Here is a 17,631-nt window from a genome sequence, read left to right as displayed (position 1 = left end):
CGGGACAGCCCCCTATCACGCCGAGCATGCTGACCTCGTGGCCGACCTTACGAGCACATTGCGTCTACCGGTCGGCATCGCAGACATCTTGGAGACCGCAGGCGCACACGCCAGCTTGCTCACAGACCTGACGTCCACCCTCGACATCCGACGCGGACTGGCCAACATCCTCACTCCGACACATGCACAAATCCCGAATCTGCCCTCCACCGGTGAGCGCATGTCGCTCCGTCGGCAGGAAGCACAGCAAGCTGCGCCGACGTCGCTTCCGCTTGTCCAGCCAGAGCTGGCTGCCCAACTTGCCGCCATCCGTGCTCTGCCCGGCCACAATCGGCTTCTACTGCGGACTGGCGATCGGCATCGCGAACTGCATCGGGCGATTCGAGCCCTTGAAGACCTTGACACTGCCCTGGGTTCGGTACCACCTGGCACCGATCAACGCGCAATGCATCTCCACAACACCCTGCAACAGCAACAACATCGCCTCGATGCCACGCTCGCCGCGTTTGCAGGCACCGCGCTCAGCAACCCCAAGCCGACCGATCTACACAGACCAGGCGATACCTTCAACGCGACCCTGCTCAAGCAGCGATCAGCGGGCGTACTGTCGGTAGCGATCGCACCGAATGGATCATGGATTGCCACTGGTGATCACGACGGCACGGTGCGAATCTGCGATGCAACAACCGGACAGGTGCGCACAGAACTGACCGGCCACACCGGGACCGTATGGTCGGTGGCGATCGCACCGGACGGAACCTGGCTGGCCAGCGGCGGCCGCGACGGCACGGTGCGAATCTGGGACGCAACAACCGGACAGGTGCGCACCCAGCTGGCTCACCGTCGAATGGTGCTGTCGGTAGCGATCGCGCCGGACGGATCATGGCTGGCGTCTGGCGGCCACGACGGCACAGTACAAATCTGGGACGCAACAACCGGACAGCCGCGTCGCGGCCTCACCGGACACACTGGGACAGTGCGGTCGATGAGGATCTCACCGGACGGCTCCTGGCTGGCCACCGTCAGCGACAACGACGGGGTGGTACGGATTTGGGACACCACGACTGGCGAGCCGCGCACCGAGCTGGCCAGCCGGCACGCACGGTCAGTGGCAATCGCACCAGACGGATCATGGCTGGCCGCCGGCGACCATGACGTGGTGCGGATTTGGGACACCGCCACCGACCAATTGCGCGCCGAACTGACCGGCCACACCGGGACTGTGTGGTCGGTGGCGATCGCACCAGACGGATCATGGCTAGCCACCGGTGGTGACGAAGGTGTCGTGCGGATCTGGGACACCGCCACCGAACAATTGCGCGCCGAACTGACCGGCCACACCCGGACAGTAAGATCGGTGGCGATCGCACCAGACGGATCATGGCTAGCCACCGGTGGTGACGATGGAGCTGCGCGCGTATGGCGGCGAGAAGAGCTGCCAGCCCACAGCGGGTCGGTGGAATCGGTAGCGATCGCAACAGATGGATCATGGCTGGCTACTGTTGACGACAACGACGGAGTGGTGCGGACTTGGAACGCGACAACCGGCCAACTACGCGCTGAGCTCACTGCACGCCTCGGGCCGGTGTGGTCCGTGGCGATTGCACCGGACGGATCATGGCTGGCCGCCCTCGAGGAAAACGATGGTGTCGTGCGTCTGTGGAACGCCTCGACAAGCCAAGTGCGCACCGAGTTGGCTCACCACCAAATGGTGTTTTCGTTGGCTGTGGCGCCAGACGGAACATGGCTGGCCACCGGCAGCAACGATGGGACGGTGCGTATATGGGATACCACAACTGGCCAGCTACGCACCGAACTGGCGGCACACACTGGCCCGGTGCAATCCGTCGCGATTGCACCGGACGGCACCTGGCTGGCCACCGGCGGCATCGACGGAGAGGTGCGTATGTGGAACACCACAACTGGTCGACCACGTATGGAACTGACCGGACGCATTGGTCCGGTGCGGTCGGTTGCGATTGCACCGGACGGATCATGGCTGGCCACCGTCGGAAATGACGGAACCGTGGAGATGTGGGACTCCGCAAACGGCCAGATCCGTGCCGAACTGACCAGCCGGCGGACGCGGTCACTAGCGATCGCGCCGGACGGATCATGGCTGGCGACCGGCGACGACGACGGAGCGGTACGGATATGGAACGCCGCAACTGGGCAACTTCGCACCGAACTGGCCGGACAAACCGGCCCAGTACAGTCCGTCGCGATTACACCAGACGGAACCTGGCTGGCTGCTGGCAGCGGCGACGGGACCGTGCGTATCTGGCCCAGCGCCACATCCCAGGGCCGTGCACACCGAGAGGGCCCAGGCAGCGAATTGGCTGGCGTGACATCCCAGCTGCGGCACTTCGCCGATCAACTGCGCCAAGTGGAGGATCGCCTTCGCAAGATGGCCCGAGGCGGTATGTCGGCAGGCGTTCGAGCTGCCTGCCGACACATCGTGGCAGTCATGTCAGAGCAGGCCAGCCGGGTGTGGTCGGCTCTATCTGAATTCCAGGGCACAGACTTGCACGCAATCGCCGACGTCGAAATCGATGATCTCGAAGGGGTACTATGGTCTGACGCCACTGCCGATGACGGCCCCACCGTCTGGTCCGACAGGCTGCGTCTCGTAGTTGGGGACCATTCGGTACCGACCGACACTGGATCCGGCGTGTTCATCGTTCAATTCGGTACGGTTGTCGGCACCGGACCAGCACGCGGGGCGTAGGCCCCCCAGGGCGTCTCGAATGGGACGATCAGTCAGGCCAGCGCGCTGCCCGCGCCGCCGGGCCCGGGCCCGGCGGCATAGACGCGCGACCAGCACTCCGCGGAGGCCAGCCGCTCTTGGCACCCGTTCCAGCCCGGCCCGGCAAACGGACCCGGTCGCGACGATCGGCACGCCGAGCCAGGAGGTGTCGGGAAGTATCCGATGGCCACCCACTCCCGCCGGCGGCAGCCACGCCGATCAGGACGCCGTGGCCCGCTCGCGCCACCGCCACTCGAGCAACGGGCGCACCAGAGGTCAGGCTACGTTCCTGATGCCATGTAGGCGGCGACGACGCAGTTGGGTGCCGGTCAGGGTTGTTATGGCTGCGGCGGATGTGGCCAGGTGTTTGAGCCGGCGGCTGGCGGCGTGGCGGTCCATGCGGGTGCCGAGCGTGCTGCGCATCTGGGTCACGTTCTCCACGGACGGAGCCAGGCAGTCATGCTTCTGTGGCCTGCCGCATCCGGAACTCGTACCAGTCTTGCGCGGCTGCCGTGATGTGTGTGGTCCACTGATCTGGGCAGGCGCCGCCGTTCTCGGTCCAGAGTCGTGCGTTGGCGGCTGCGAAGGCGTTCAGTCCGGCGATGCTGGCGGATTGCCATGCGGGGATGGTTGCGGCGTTGTGCTCGGCGGATTCGGGGGTGTGTCCGGCGGCGATGAGCCAGATCGTCCAGTAGGCGGCGTCGAGCCAGGGTGCGCCTCGGGTGGCCCAGGCCCAGTCCACGATCCGGATGTCGTCGCCGATGATGACGTTGCTGTGGTTCCAGTCGGTGTGCAGCAGGGTGTCGCCGGCAAAGTGTCGGAGGTCGTCTTCGCAGGTGACGTAGGCGGCTAGACGTTGGGTTGCGTCCCGCAGTTCGATCTGCGGTGTTGGTAGGTCGCCGATCCGGCGGATGAGGTCTGCGACGTTGGGCAGGTCCGCGGACCCTGGCTGGTAGTCGGCGCGGCGGCCGGGCAGGGCTTCGAAGATGAGGATGTTCCATCCGCTGGTCACGGTGTGGCCGATCAATGCGGGGGCGACGGAGCGCACATAGTGGGCGATATCGGCTTCGCGTTGTTGTGTCCAGACCCAGCGGTGGTCGACTGGGAGCGCCTTGGCGAAGTACGTCCCGGTTGCGGTGTGGAGCTTCGCTGCGACGGCGCTGTTGAAGCCTTCGTCCGGCGATTCGGTGGACAGGACGGGTCCGGTCGTCGCTTCGATCGCCGCTCGCGCGGCTGGAGGGAGATGTTCGTACGGGACACGGATGGTTGCCACGTCTGTTCCTCGCGGGGTGCGGAGCTCCCGGGCGGTGCCGCCATGGCGCGGCGGCCGCTCGGGGCTTCTAGGTCTCGGGTTCGGGTCAGCGATAGGGGTTGTCGTCGCTGCAGCCAGGCTGGTTGGTGTGGGTGAGCGCTTCGACGTCGGCGACGATGACAACGCCGGCGGGCTCGGCGGCTCGGTCGGCCGATCCCGGAGTGGTGCTGGTCGGGGGCGGGCGTCGGGTGAGCTGGACGGCGGTGACGCTCATGTTGGGTTCCTTTCGGCGTGCTGACAGTAGTGGTCCAGTGGTGCCTTCGCGTCCTGGTACACGCGCGCCATGGGTCGGCATACCCGGCAGGTGGAGGACAGCGTGCAGCCGCCGCATCCACTGGTGCGAAGCATTTGGGCGTCTGCGATGGCTGGCAGACGTCTCAGCCCGTCGGGGCCGTCCGCGGTCAGGTTGATCGGGTGGTCGCGGCCGATCTTGCACATCGTGGCGAGGCCGTGCGGGTCGACGTGGAAGGACGTGTGCCCGGCGGGGCAGCCGGCGAAGATCGCGCTTTTGTCGAGGTAGCCTGGCGTCTGCGTTTCGAGCGTTACGCCGTTGCCGGTGTAGGTCGGCGAGATGGACCCGTACTCATGTCGGGGAAGTCCGATCGTGTCGATCAACGCGCGCATGTCGTCCAGTTCGGCGACGTTGTGTTTGGTGATGATGATCGTTACTTCGACGGGCAGGTCGGCGGCTGCGGCTGCCTGCAGGCCGCGGTACATGCTCGTGAACGCGCCCCTGGTTTGGGTGAGGGCGTCGGCGGTCTCGGGGCTCGCCCCGTACATCGAGACTGTGATCTTGTGTGGTCGGCGTGCGGCGAACATGGCGAGGTGTTCGGGGCGGGCGAGGCGGGAGCCGTTGGTGAGGATCTCGAGCATCATCCCGGCGTCGTGGGCGCGTTCGTAGGTGGGCGGGAAGTCGGGGTCGATGAGCGGTTCCCCGCCGGTGATTTGGAGCCAGAGGACGCCCATGTCGCGCAGCATGTCGATCAGCGCGAGTTTCGCGTCCAGGGGTAGGCCGGCGAAGGGTCGTTGTTCGAGGTAGCAGTGTTCGCAGGAGAAGTTGCAGCCTTTGTTGATCTCCCAGGTGGCCCGGCTGTAGGTGACCGGTGCGGTGGAGGGGCGGCGGACCGTCACGACGCTGCCGGTGGAGCGCCCGGCGAGGTCGAGCTGCCATGCCTGCCGTACAGCGTCAACGAACCACGACGGCACTGGATGGCCGAGCGTCGCGGCGGCGGCAAGCTGCTCGTAGTGCGCTTTGGGAAGCTGCATCCCTGCCTGCGCGCCGGGTCGTACGGCGATGAAGATGTCCTCCTGCGGGCTGACGATCACTGGCATCTGTGCCCCTCTCGGTGCTGTTCAGGCAAGCGGCGTGGCAGGCTGTGCGGCCCGCTGGGCGGCGAGCGGAACCGCGGATGACGTTGGGTTGCGATGGCCGCAACGTTCGTGGGCCGGTCTGCCGCTTCGACTCGCAGCTCCTCGGCCAGTTCCTCAGCCAGCTGGGGCGCGCCGCTCATGGCAACCTCGCCACGACGGCGTCGAACGCGGCGTGTTCGGCGGGTGCCTGCGGCTTCGGGTCCTCGTCTGGATGCCAGTCGACGACCGACACGAGGCCGGGCTCGATCAGGTCCAGGCCGGTGACGAACTGTGCGATTTCGGTGCGGGTGCGGGCGCGGAACGTTCCGTGCCCGGCGACCGGTCGGGCGAGCGTGGTGAGGGTGCGGGTCGTGTCATCGGGCAGCGGGTCGAAGGTCACGTGGGACAGGACGAGGAAACTGCCGGGTGGTAGCCCTTCGATGAGGGCGTTGACCGCCTCGTAGGGGTGGTCGGTGTCGTCGAGGAAGTGCAGGACCGCGACGAGGAGCAGTCCGATCGGCCGGTCGAAGTCCAGCGTGGCGCGCGTCTGGGGGCTGCGCAGGATCGCTGCCGGGTCGCGCAGGTCTGCCCGCAGGTAGCCGATGGCGGCCGGCTGGGGGCTGGTCAGCAGGGCGCGGGCGTGGGCGACGACCACCGGATCGTTGTCCACATACAGCACTCGGCTGTCCGGGGTGATGGCGCGGGCGGCTTCGTGGACGTTGGGTGTGGTGGGGTAACCGGTGCCGATGTCGAGGAACTGGCGGATGCCGGCCCGTGCCAGCCACCGCACGGCGCGGATCAGGAACCGGCGGTTCTCCTGTGCGGCGGTGCGGATGTGTGGAAACGCCCGCGCGAGTTCGTCGGCCGAGGCGCGGTCGGCGGCGAAGTTGTCCTTGCCGCCGAGGAGGTAATCATAGCGGCGGGCTGGATGCGGTCGGCTGGCGTCGACGCCGAACTGGTGCAGTTCAGCTGGTGGGTCTGGTGCGCTGGCGTGCGCCTGGCGGTTGTCGGTCATGGCAGCAGGTCCAGCCAGACGGGGCCGCGACGCCGGCATGCGATGTCCTCGGCGATGGCGAGTGTCTGCCGGCACGCTTGGTCGGTGCACGCGTCGTCGGGGTGGTACCTGCGGGCGTGTTCGGCCATAACCGTCAGCCCCTGGCAGTGCAGCGTGAGCGCGGCGGCGGTGTCATGGTCGCTGAACGTGAAAAGGCTGACAGGATCGCTGACAGGGTGGCTGTCGGAGTCGCTGTCGGGGTGTTCGTGGTGGCGGTGGCAGCCGTCGAAGAGCAGACGTGCCCGCACGACGGCGACCGTTCCGGCGAGGGTGTTGCGATGCTGCCGGGTCCGCCAGGCAGTGACGGCGGCGGTGGCGGTGGCGAGTGCCGCATCGCAGCGCCCGTGCCGGTACTGCTCCTCCGCGATAGCCATGCGGCAGGTGACCGCGTCGTCGGGGTTGTCGGGGTCGAGGTGGTCGGTGTATTCGGCGAGGCGCTGCCACGCCCGGTCCGCCTCCTGCGGCTGGCTGAGCCGCTGGAATGTGCCGGCGGCCGTGCGGGTCGCGGTGACCGCCTGCGCGCAGTCAATGCCGGGAAGGTGCAGGACGGCGTTGTGGGCGTAGTGCGCCCAGTCCAGCGGCGCTACGGTGCACCGATCTGGGTGGGGGTCGGCGACTGTCGTGTACCGGGCGGCCACCGTGATCAGCGCCGGGTGCGGTGCTGCGCTGGCCGGGTCGTAGCCCGTCAGGAGCAGGCCGAGCAGCCGGGCTGTCATTGCTCGTTGCCGTTCGGTGGGTGGGGTGTCGCCGGTCGGGTCCGGGACGGGGCAGTCGCCGCGGTCGCAGACGGCGTCGGCGTGGACGCGGGCGGTGTGCTGCACGCCAATGCCGGTGTCTGACTCGATGCTGTCCAGGAGCGCGTCGAGCTGGTCGGTGTCGGCGAGGTCGGTGATGCGGAGGTTGGCTGCGACGGTCTCGGCCTGGTCGTGCCGGTGGCATGTTTCCAGGCCGAGGAGTATCGGCAGGGTCTGCACGAGCCTGCTGATGCTGGTGTCTGGGTGGCGGGCGTGCCGCTCGGCGAGCGCGGCGAGGGCGTCATGACTGGCCTCGTCGCATCGCCGCTCGTGCTCCTCGGCGGCGAGCAGGATGCGGCGGTCCACGACGTCGTCGATGTCGCCGCGGGCGAACGCGAGGTCGATGCCCTCCCGACTCACCGCGACCGCCTCGTCGTGGCGTTCCAGCCCGTAGAGGGCGTCGGCGTAGGCGTCGGTGCCGGCCTGGCGCCGGTCGATGTCCGCAGGCTTGCCGGGCAGGGCGCGGCTGGCGTCGTAGGCGTAGCGTGCCCACGCCAGCCGCGCCGTATACGTGTCCGGGTCGTCGTAGGTGAGGTGGACCCACAGGACGGCGGCGTCGATCAGCCACCGGTCCGGTGCCGCGCCGATCGGCGGTTGCGGCGGCAACGTCGCCTCCAGCAGCGACCGCGCGTCCACCGTCCGGCCCTCATCCAGCAGCCGTCCCGCCCGGCCGACGGCGGCGCGGCGGGCGGTGCGCCGCGGCATTCGGGACCTGCCGAGACGTCCGATCATCTCGGGACCTCCGAACCATCGAACGCCGCGACAGGTGCGGGCAGCGCTGCCAGATGGACGGCGTTGCTGGTGGTCATGTCGGATCCAATCGGGTGCGCGGCGGGCAGTGCGGGTTGAGTGGGTGCGGGGTGGCCCCGTGCCCTGGGAGGCTCGGCTGGGCCACCCCGCACAGGGCAGCGGCTCGCCCCTCGGCGGCGGAGGCGTTGTCGCCGCTGCCTGACTACGCGTCCCGGGCCGGTTCGCAGGCGGCTCGGGACGTGCAGACCGTCGGGCGCGGTGGTGCGCGATCCGGCGCTGTCAGCCGTACACCGCCACCGCGGTCTCGGCGATCAGGTCGTCGGTGGCGGTCAAAATCTGGTGGACTGCCGGGTCGTGTTCCTGGACCCGGGCGGTCATGTACCCGAGCAGGTCCCGTAGATCGGGCCGGTCCAGATACAGCTCGGAGGTGAGGCTCAGGGCCTGGATCAGGCCACCGAGCGCGTCGGTCTGCGGATCGGGGTGGGTGTACCCGGTCAGGACGCTGCACAATCGGCCACGGGTGCGGGCGATGTTGCCCGGGTCGGTCGGCGGGTACCGGCGTCCACGGTTCAGGCCGCGTCTGGTGACCTCCCGGGCAAGGTCCCCGGCGTACAGGCCGGCGGTGGTGCGTTTGTAGGCGTCCACGGCCAGAACACGGATCGCCTCCCGCAGCGGCATCGACCGCTGCCGCTCCGACACCGACCTGACCCTGGCGCCGCCGAGCGCGGTGACCGCCCAGTCCGCAACGGGGTCTGCGGACACGTCCGGGTTGACCACGATCACCTGCGTGCCGAACAGCCGGAGCCGGTCGTGCGGCTGCAGCTGACGGTCGTTGCCCTGCCGCCACAGCGGGCGCAGCAGATGGTCGACGATGATCGCCCCGGCCAGTGCCACAGCGAGGGCGGCGGTGTTGGCGAGGGGTTCGCCGGTCTCGGAGTGGGTAAGGAAGAACAGCTCCACCCGCAGCGGCTGCCGCAGGTTCGGTGGTGGCGCCTCGCCGATCGGGTAGGTCATGGCGGTTTACCACATCGCCCCGGCCAGCTGCCGCAACCGCCGGTGCACACCGCCGTACGCGGCAGCGCCGCGCAGCAGCACGGTGTCGATCGCGGCGTGCATCGTGTAGTTCGGGTCGCACACGTTGCCCGGCGCCGCCCGCCCCGCCTGCGACACGAGCTGGTACGCGTCCAGGACGTCCAGCCCGGTCAGCTCCACGACCCAGTCGATGAGGTCACGCTGACTCATGCGGAAGGCGTCCTCGAGCGGGCGGGCGACACCGATAGACATCAGCTGCCGGTCGGTCTCGATCCGCGGCCACGGCGTCCGGACGCCTTTGATGACTTCGACGGTGAGGGTGACCCGCATGGCGCATTCGACCCCGACGCCGCACACCTCGCCCTGCCCTTGGCGGGCGTGGCCATCCCCGAACGCCAACAGCGCACCCGGCACGTTCACGCCGAGATACAAGGTGCTGCCGGCCCGCAGTTCCGGCACGTCGAGGTTCCCGCCATGCGCGTCCGGCACGATCGAGGACCGGACCTCCCCCGCTGCCGGCGCGACCCCGACCGTGCCGAGCATCGCATCCAGCGGCAGCTCGACCGTGTAGGCAGATCGCCGGGCGTGGAAACGGACCACGCCGGCGTGCCGGTCGATGTCGTACCGCCAGACCCGCTCCTCCAGTGGCGGGTGCAGCATCGCCGTGGCCCGGGTCGCGGTCAGGGCGCCGAAGTGCGGGAACGTCGCCGACGTCCCCCAGTCCTTCGCCGGGTCCAACGCCAGCAGATGCACGGCGAGGGTGTCGCCAACCTCCGCGCCCTGCACGTAGAACGGCCCGACGACCGGGTTGAACTGCTCACACACCTTCGACGGCAGATCATCCACAGTCAGCACAGCGCCGCTGAAACAGTCCTCGGTGACCGTGCGCAGGACCTGACCCGGGCGGAGCATCGCCACCGGTTCAGCACCGCCGCCGAACGTGTACAGCATCGGCTCGTCCGGCTCGAAGTCCACCACCCCGCCCGCCGACGTCACGACCGACCATCCCCAGCCAGACCCGACAGCGTCGGGCGGCGACCGGCAACGTACAACCCGATAAGCACGACCACGCCGGCACCGACCCACACGAACCCCAGCCGCTGCGCGGCAACGTTCGCGTTGATCACGACGTAGGCGAGGATCGCGAACCCGACCACCGGCACGAACAGATGCGACCACAGGTTCCGGGACCGTTGCCGGACCAGGTAATGCCAGACCACCGCCACGTGCAACACCAGAAACGCCGTCAACGCCCCGAAATTGATCAACGAGGACAGCAGCGCGATCCCGTCGGTACGCCACGCCATGTACAGGCCAATCCCGACCGACAACACACCAGTCAAAACGATCGCGTTGGCCGGGACACCATGCCGCACGGAGATCCTGCGCAGAAACGCCGGCAGCTGCCGGTCACGAGCCATCGCGAACAACAGCCTGGACGTGGCGACCTGCGCCACCAGAGAGTTGGCGACACCCCACGCGACCGCCGTCGCGACGGCACACAACGTCGACAGCCACGCCCCACCCGCCTGCCGAGCAGCGTCATAGAACGCCGTGCCATCCGGATCACCGTCGGCCAGCAGACCAGCCGGATCCGGTACGAGCAGCGCAGCCACCCACGTCTGCACGATGAACAACACACCCGCCAGGGCAAGGGCAGCAGCCATCGCCCGACCGATCTGGCTCGGGCCACCCCGGTTCTCTTCAGCCAGCATCGAGATACCGTCAAACCCCAGGAAACTGAGCACCGCGATCGACACCGCACCGAACACCAACGGCCACGTGAACGTGTCCGCGTTGAACAGCGGCGTCCACGAGAACCCGTGACCGCGACCATCCAGCAGCGCGTTCACGCCAACAGCGAGGAAGATCGCCAAGACCAGAAGCTCGCCGATCAACATGACCCTGGTGATCAGCGCCGTCATTCGGATACCGAACAGGTTGACAACCGTGTTGAACCCCACGAACCCGAGCAACCACGCCCACACCGGCACCGCCGGGACGGTGGCGTGCATCGCGACCGCCGCAATCAGGTACAACAAGCTCGGCACCAGTAGGTAGTCCAGCAGGATCGCCCACCCAGCGAGGAACCCGACCGGCGCCGCGAGCCCCCGCCCGGCGTAGTTGTAGACCGAACCGGCCAGCGGGAACGCGCGAACCATCTGCGCGTAGGAGGCGGCGGTGAACACCATCGCCACCATCCCGACCAGATACGCGAGGGCGACCATGCCGCCGGAGCCCGCGTAAACCGAGCCGAAGATCCCCATCGGAGCGATCGGCACCATAAAGACCAAGCCATAGAAGATGAGATCCCGCAGCCCCAGCGTCCGGCGCAACTTCGACCCATCACCGGCCTCAGCTGCCACCGCCGCCGGGCCGTACTCGACCGGTAGGCGTTGTTCCGTACTCATGGCTGCAGTCCTCCCATTGATCAACATCGCCAGCGCCCCTTGAGGTCGGTCATGACTCATCGGCGCGCGTCACCGCCTGGCGGCCCGAACGATCGAACACTTGAAGCGGGGGTCCAGGCTGTTCGCCGCCCACAGCCAACGCAGGGACGGCGAACAGGGCTCCTAGGTCCGCCGGGTACGGGTACTTCTCGACGCCCGTTTCGCCGCTCTGTTTGCGGTAACGAGAGCCTGGCGACCCGCTCTGGAAGCAGCCAACGGGTCTTGTACGGGCCTCACGTCGCCTACTTCCATCGCCGCGTACGGGTTGTTGGTATGCCAGACGGCCGTGTGCCGGTGGCTCAACCAGCACACCCCGTCCGACCCTCGACAGGAAGGCGATCAAACTGTCAAAAACGTCAATCCCGTGACACGCGGTCGACCACGATCCGCTAGCCTGACATCACTGTGGGAAAGACTTAGGAGAGCCATTGCCAGCTCCGTCGGACCGCATGAATCGCCCGCTCGCGGCGCGCCTGAGCGAAGCCGGCCTGACGCCGCGTGGATTGGCACGCGAACTCAATCGGCTCCTGGGTGCTGGCAGTCTGGCTGAGACCGCGCCGTATCACTGGCGCGATGCCGGCGGAGTTCCCCGCAGCCCACTGCCAGCGCTCACCGCATACGTCGTTTCCCGTCGGCTTGGAAGAATCGTCACCGCGGGTGATCTCTGGCCTGGGAGAAAAGAGGCCGCCGATGGCACGCTAGTACTCGAAGCCAGCGCTGGTCTGACCGGGCCGTGGGCATCCACGAGCATCGTGCAGGTCGCGGAAGACTGGCTGCTGGGTGGACTGATGGACCGCAGGATGTTCTTGTACGTGTCGGGCTCGATGCTCGCCAGCACGGTCGGTATCTACCTCGACACACATGCCGGCGACCAATCCACCTATCTTCCTGTCACGTCGGCCGACGATCCACTGGTCGATCAGATCGAAGCGAGTGTGCCCCGCTTGCAGCTCCTTGACGACGAACAGGGCGGCGGAGCTGGTCTGAGTTATGTGGGTGCTCAGATGCGAGCCGTTCTGTTGGTGCTCCGCGACGGAGGGCACACCGACGGCGTGCGCCGGCGACTGCTGCAGGCATTGGCCGATCTGGCGCAACTAGCAGGATGGAAGGCTATCGATGCGGCACAGCCTGGACTGGCCCAGCGATATCTGTTAACAGGGCTCCGAGCGGCGCACGAGGCGGGGTATCGCGCGATGGAGGCACACATCCTCGCCGATCTGTCGTTTCAGGCAGCATCGCTCGGCGATGCCTCTGATGGTGTCGCCCTCGGCGAAGCTGCGTGGCGCGTCGCCTACCGCTCCGCAGAAAGCGTTAAGGCTTCGGTGCAGTCACGGCTCGCATTTGCATACGCCGCAGCGGGACGTCCAGACGACTGCGAGCAAAGCTGGCGGTGCTCACACGAACACCTTGCGCGGCGCCAGGTCGAGCGTGACCCATCGTGGATGTACTACCTCACGCCTAGCCATCTGGACTGCCAAGCCGGGTACGCCATGATCCTCGGCGGGCGTTGCGCCGTAGCCGAGGGAGACGGTGCGGGCGGACGCGCATGGCTTCGCAAAGGTGCCGCTCTACTGCGGACGGGCGCATACGCGCGCAGGCCCGACGTTCCTTATCAGCGTCGCGCGCTCTATGAAGGCACCTGGCTCTCGCTGGCCTACACCGCCCACGGCAAACTGGACGACGCCTGCGCGGTCGCGCGGCTGACGCTTCCCCGCCTCAGCCGGGTGCGCTCACCACGCAGCACTGCACTGCTCAAAACCTTGACTACAGAGCTCCGCCGTCGGAAACGGAATCACTCCGTTGCGGACTTCTTGCCTGCGCTGGAGACGGCGCTGAGCCAACACGCGATACAACAGTTACCGTCAGCGTCGTGAACAAGGCCAAGTCTGAAGCGATCGTGATTGGCGCGGGAGTGTCCGGGTTGACCACGGCAATCTGCCTCGCCGAAGCCGGCGTCCGAGTCACCATCTGGACTGCTGAACCAACCGAAGTGACGACCTCGATGGCCGCCGGTGCGATGTGGGGTCCGTATCACGTTGAACCATTCGACCTGGTGGCCGCGTGGGGGGCCACCACTCTCGATACGCTGCGACGCCTTGCCGTCCAACCCAGCACCGGTGTGCGACTGGTTTCCGGTATTGAGGCGGCCCGTGACGAGGTCGACCCGCCCGCCTGGGGCGATCAGCTCGACGGGTTCAGCATGTGCGCGCGCGCCGAGCTTCCGCCTGGATTCGCAACAGGATGGCGGTACACCGCGCCACTCGTAGACATGCCGGTCTACCTCACCTACCTACGGCGACGGCTGGCCGACAGCGGCAGTCAGATCCGCATGCGACGCGTGGCAGCACTAACGGAAATCGTTGGCGAAGCTGACGTCGTCGTCAACTGCACCGGCATCGGCGCACGCGGCCTGGTCCCCGACCCCGGTCTCTTTCCCGTTCGTGGACAGCTTGTCGTCGTGCAGAACCCTGGGATCACGGAGTTCTTCTCCGAGGACACCGGATCGTCCCCGGACCTGCTGCATTACTACCCGCATGGCGAGACGGTCGTACTCGGCGGCACAGCCCAACCAGGTTTGTGGAACTCTGAACCCGATTTCGAAGTCGCGGCCGCGATTGTTCGCCGATGCGCCGAGGTAGAACCGCGCCTGCGGAACGCACGGGTCATCGCGCACCGCGTCGGCCTTCGACCGACTCGCGACCAGGTCCGCGTCGACAGCCAAGACTTGAAGGGGACTCGGATCATTCACAACTATGGCCACGGCGGCGCCGGCGTCACCCTGTCCTGGGGATGCGCGATCAATGCGACAACGCTCGCTCTCGCCGCTTGACCCTCCAATCGAACGCTCCGATTGCGCGCAAAAGGCGAGTCAAGCCACCGTCGTTGCGATGGAGCGCACCGGCTCCGCCAGTACGGCAAAAGCCGGTTCGGAGACTGGGTCGTATGCCGTGACCCACTCATCGACTCAAGGTCGGCTTCGGCACCTCCCACACAGTCGCTATGTTCCAGCCGGTCCGGCGGCTGCCGCACCGACCTTGCCGACCTTCGGCGGGTCGCCAAGCCGACCATCGACGATCTACGCGGCATCATTTGATGAGACCACGGTCGGCTGCGACGCGTCCACCACACACAGCGCGATCCCTCTCAAGCAGGCCGGAGCTCGGGTGGCAACGCCCGATCACAGCGACTGCGCACCGCGCAACTGTCACCGTTCCCGAGCAAGCAACTAATGCGTCAACGGCAGTCCAATAGGACCGGGGACTCGGGTCGCCTACTTAATCGACTTTCATCACTACTCAATCTTAGCCAAATGCGACGTTACGGTCACCTTCAGTTGCTAGCCATGGTCAAGAATGTCGATGTGTCGATAGATGAGGTGATCCGACTCGGCGTCGCAGTTGGTCGGTCCCGGCTGCGGGCTGCGGTGGCATGGCCGGACGGCACTGCGATGGTGTTGCCGTTGGCCGGGGTTGGTTGGTTCGACATCAGCGCGTTCGGTGGTGCGCGTTCGGCTGGATCGTTTACCGCGGTGCGAGACCGTCTTCGTGGAGCGGTCGCTGCTGGTACGCCGACCCCCCGCAGCTGAGGTAGGCGTTCCGCATCGGGTGACGCGGATGTGGTGGCGTTGCTGCGGCAGATCGTGTCGGCTGTTCAGCAGGTAGTTGGCCGAAGCGCCGATGTGGTGACGCTGGCGGTGCCTGCTGGGTGGAGTTCGCGGCGTGTGGCGGCGTTGCGGGAGGCGTGTAGTCGCGCTGGCCTGGGTCCGGTGGAGCTGGTGTCTGCGCCCGTGGCGTTCGGATGGCATTTGCTGGCCGGCGGTGCCCAACTGCCGGCTGGCGCCCCGGTGCTGATCTCTGAGATCGGAGAGGACGCCTGTACGGCGACGGTGCTGCGACGGGCCGGCGTCGGCTTCGAGGTCATGTCGAGCGTGGACGCCGACACGGTCGCCGCTGACAGGGGTGGCCTTAACGCCACGAGCTACAGCGCGGCCGATGACGGTGGCGGGATCGGTATGCCGGTCGGTGATGTGGCGGCTCGTGCGGTTGCCGGCGCCGAACTGCCTCCCGGCGGGTTGGCTCTGGCGTGCGCGGTTGGTACGGCGGCAGCTGACCCACGCGTCGGCGAGGAGCTTCGGCAGGCGACAGGTGTTGAGCCGATGCTTGTGGCGGAAGCCGAGCTGGCGGTCGTGCTCGGGGCGGCGCAGGCGCCGGTGTCTGCTGTCGTGGTCGACGAGGCGGCGCCGGAGGCGGGTTGGACGGACCTGGCGGCTGTGATTGTGCCGACGGCGTGGTCGGTGGCGTTGTTCTGGCAGTTCCTCGCCGGTGGTGAGCGGTACGGGCCGCGGGAGAAGGTGTACGCGTCGGGAATGCTGCTCGCGGCGTGGGGCGGCCTGGCGTTCGCCGCCACGTTCGGGTTCATCGCGGTGGTCGGCGGTTTGGTGATCACGAACGCGTTGCGGCACAGCGAGGATGGGCGGCTTAGCGAGGGTGGTGCTGACCTGCCCGACTGGGTGCGGCATCGCCTGATCGCGTTGACGTTGCTCGGTGGCGCGGTGGGTGGGGTGTTGGTGGCGGCGGTGTATGCGATGGTCGCCGCCGGATACTTCGACCTGGACATCGGGCCGTTGTTGCGGTGGTCGGTGCTGCCGGTCGTACCGGCTGCGGTGGTGGTGCTGCTGCTGGGGGTGGTGGTGTGGCGGCATCCGACGCCGCCGGGCGGATCGTGGGTGACGTGGTTGCGATTCCCGCTGCCGGTGACGCTGCTGGCCGGTGCGTTGCTGCTGTCGTACGACGAGGTTGGCCGTCCGTTGCTGTTGGATCCTCTCGCCTATCAGTTGCAGCAGTGGTTCCCGACAGCTGGAAGCCCGATCATCGGTCCAGTCGGGCGCCTCGGCGGGTTGTTGATCGGCGCGGCGGTGGGCTTGCTCGTGGTGCGGCGATTGTTGCATCGGCTGCTGTTTGCGGTGCCGATGGCGTTGCTGGTCGCCGGCGCGTTGGCGTGGCGGGTGACGGGCACGGGTCGCGGTCGGGTTTTCGATCGCGGTGGCGGGCTGGTGGGCGGCCCGCATGTTGTGGCTGCTGCTGCGGCCGAGGCTGTTCGTGCCACCGGCAACGGCGTCTCACCAACCGGTGCTGCACGGTCATGCGCTGCCCGGCGGTGCGCACGGCGACGTGGCAGCGCCTGCGCGCTCGTCGGATGACGGTGTGGGCGGCGGCTGGTGATCGCGCGGCTGGTGCGCAGCGTCCTATCCGGGCTGGCGCTGCTGGCCGTGCTTGCGGGGTTGCCTGCAGGTCTGGTGCGTGTCCAGCGCAGCGTGCTGTGGGATTGGCATCTGCTCGTTGCGCAACCACTGTCTGCGGCTGGCGGCTTGGCGGCTGTGATCGCCACTGGGCATGTGGACGGGAGTGGCTGGACAGGCGAGTGTCACACCGGCGCGGACCGGCACTCGTCTCCGTGGTTGCGGCGCCGGGCCGTGGGATCGACCGCGGCCCGGCCGCCGCCCGCCCGGGCAGTGCCGTCACGGCGCGCCCGGCGGCACGCCTACGCTCCCGGGCCGGAGGAGAAGACGATCGGGCGGACCTCGACGGCGTTGAACTTCGCGTCGGGCATCATCCCGGCGATCTGGTTGGCGCGCGCCTGGTCGGCGCACTCGATGAGGTAGTAGCCGGCCATGTACTCCTTGGACTCGACGTACGGGCCGTCGGTCTCGGAGAGCATGCCGTCGCGCACCCGCACGACCGAGCTCTTCTCCGGCTCCCCGAGCGCGTGCGTGACCACCATCTCGCCCGTTTCGGTGAGCATCTTCTGGTAGTCCGCGTGGCCGGTGAGCACCGCGTCGCGCTCCTCCTGGGTCAGCGACTCCCAGGCGGTCGGGTTCATGTAGATCAGCAGCAGGAACTTCACGCAGCTCTCCCTCACGTCGTCCCGGCGCCCGGCGGGCGCCCCCTCAGATACGTCGGAGCCGCCGGGCTCCGCTCGACAGGCGGCGGTGCATGGGTGCTGTTGCGTTGGCGGGCGCTGTGGCCGGGCCGCTGTCGTTCCGCTGCCGTGACCACCCGCACCGGGCGGAGCGCTCGCCGGTCGAGGAGAACCGGGCGAACCGTGTGTTCGTCGGCGTTGCAGGCGTCCGCCCGGCCGCCCCG

At 67.8% G+C, this 17,631-nt stretch carries 14 protein-coding genes; 4 read left to right on the top strand and 10 right to left on the bottom strand.

Translation table 11 applies throughout. From position 1 onward, the window contains the following. Positions 1–37: 37 nt before the first annotated feature. Entirely contained in the window at positions 38–2,728 is a 2,691-nt protein-coding gene (locus ACFPIJ_RS36435; RefSeq protein ID WP_380122214.1) for a WD40 repeat domain-containing protein, read from the top strand. 294 nt (positions 2,729–3,022) lie between these two features. Here ACFPIJ_RS36435 and ACFPIJ_RS36430 read toward each other — a convergent pair whose 3' ends face one another. The 9 genes from ACFPIJ_RS36430 to ACFPIJ_RS36390 all read right to left on the bottom strand — a co-directional run bounded on the left by ACFPIJ_RS36430 (position 3,023) and on the right by ACFPIJ_RS36390 (position 11,323). After that, on the bottom strand, positions 3,023–3,169 hold the full coding sequence (locus ACFPIJ_RS36430; RefSeq protein WP_380122213.1) for a hypothetical protein: 147 nt from the start codon (positions 3,167–3,169) through the stop codon (positions 3,023–3,025). A 34-nt stretch (positions 3,170–3,203) separates the two neighbouring features. After that, a complete protein-coding gene (locus ACFPIJ_RS36425) occupies positions 3,204–4,019 on the bottom strand; it encodes a phosphotransferase family protein (RefSeq protein ID WP_380122212.1) in 816 nt (271 codons plus the stop codon). An 85-nt stretch (positions 4,020–4,104) separates the two neighbouring features. Continuing rightward, complete coding sequence (locus ACFPIJ_RS36420; protein WP_380122210.1) at positions 4,105–4,272, bottom strand: hypothetical protein; 168 nt, start codon at positions 4,270–4,272, stop codon at positions 4,105–4,107. Further along, complete coding sequence (locus ACFPIJ_RS36415; RefSeq protein ID WP_380122208.1) at positions 4,269–5,384, bottom strand: radical SAM protein; 1,116 nt, start codon at positions 5,382–5,384, stop codon at positions 4,269–4,271. The genes ACFPIJ_RS36420 and ACFPIJ_RS36415 overlap by 4 nt, the downstream gene beginning before the upstream one ends. 181 nt (positions 5,385–5,565) lie before the next feature. Continuing rightward, positions 5,566–6,423: an SAM-dependent methyltransferase gene (locus ACFPIJ_RS36410; RefSeq protein WP_380122206.1), complete on the bottom strand. Its 858-nt coding sequence runs from the start codon at positions 6,421–6,423 to the stop codon at positions 5,566–5,568. Continuing rightward, complete coding sequence (locus tag ACFPIJ_RS36405) at positions 6,420–7,988, bottom strand: hypothetical protein (RefSeq protein ID WP_380122204.1); 1,569 nt, start codon at positions 7,986–7,988, stop codon at positions 6,420–6,422. The genes ACFPIJ_RS36410 and ACFPIJ_RS36405 overlap by 4 nt, the downstream gene beginning before the upstream one ends. Before the next feature lie 297 nt (positions 7,989–8,285). Further along, a complete protein-coding gene (locus tag ACFPIJ_RS36400; protein WP_380122202.1) occupies positions 8,286–9,020 on the bottom strand; it encodes a GPP34 family phosphoprotein in 735 nt (244 codons plus the stop codon). Between the two features lie 6 nt (positions 9,021–9,026). Then, on the bottom strand, positions 9,027–10,034 hold the full coding sequence (locus ACFPIJ_RS36395; RefSeq protein ID WP_380122200.1) for an acetamidase/formamidase family protein: 1,008 nt from the start codon (positions 10,032–10,034) through the stop codon (positions 9,027–9,029). Further along, positions 10,031–11,323, bottom strand: coding sequence for an APC family permease (locus ACFPIJ_RS36390; protein ID WP_380122289.1), 1,293 nt, complete (start codon positions 11,321–11,323; stop codon positions 10,031–10,033). The genes ACFPIJ_RS36395 and ACFPIJ_RS36390 overlap by 4 nt, the downstream gene beginning before the upstream one ends. Positions 11,324–11,937: 614 nt before the next feature. Here ACFPIJ_RS36390 and ACFPIJ_RS36385 point away from each other — a divergent pair. The 3 genes from ACFPIJ_RS36385 (at position 11,938) to ACFPIJ_RS36375 (ending at position 16,688) form a co-directional block, all read left to right on the top strand. Next, positions 11,938–13,362, top strand: a complete 1,425-nt coding sequence (locus ACFPIJ_RS36385) for a carph-isopro domain-containing protein (RefSeq protein WP_380122198.1) — start codon at positions 11,938–11,940, stop codon at positions 13,360–13,362. Further along, positions 13,359–14,318: an FAD-dependent oxidoreductase gene (locus tag ACFPIJ_RS36380; protein WP_380122197.1), complete on the top strand. Its 960-nt coding sequence runs from the start codon at positions 13,359–13,361 to the stop codon at positions 14,316–14,318. The genes ACFPIJ_RS36385 and ACFPIJ_RS36380 overlap by 4 nt, the downstream gene beginning before the upstream one ends. A 786-nt stretch (positions 14,319–15,104) precedes the next feature. Continuing rightward, the gene (locus ACFPIJ_RS36375; RefSeq protein ID WP_380122195.1) at positions 15,105–16,688 is read left to right on the top strand and encodes a hypothetical protein; all 1,584 of its coding nucleotides are present in this window, start codon (positions 15,105–15,107) and stop codon (positions 16,686–16,688) included. Positions 16,689–17,029: 341 nt separating this feature from the next. Here the strand turns inward: ACFPIJ_RS36375 and ACFPIJ_RS36370 are convergent, their stop codons facing one another. Beyond that, positions 17,030–17,392 (bottom strand): YciI family protein, encoded by a 363-nt coding sequence (locus ACFPIJ_RS36370; protein WP_380122193.1) that lies wholly within the window; start codon positions 17,390–17,392, stop codon positions 17,030–17,032. Positions 17,393–17,631 lie beyond the last annotated feature (239 nt).

The organism is Dactylosporangium cerinum, from assembly GCF_042653625.1.
GTDB classification, from domain to species: Bacteria; Actinomycetota; Actinomycetes; order Mycobacteriales; family Micromonosporaceae; genus Dactylosporangium; species Dactylosporangium cerinum.
This window is presented reverse-complemented; position numbering and strand designations above follow the sequence as displayed.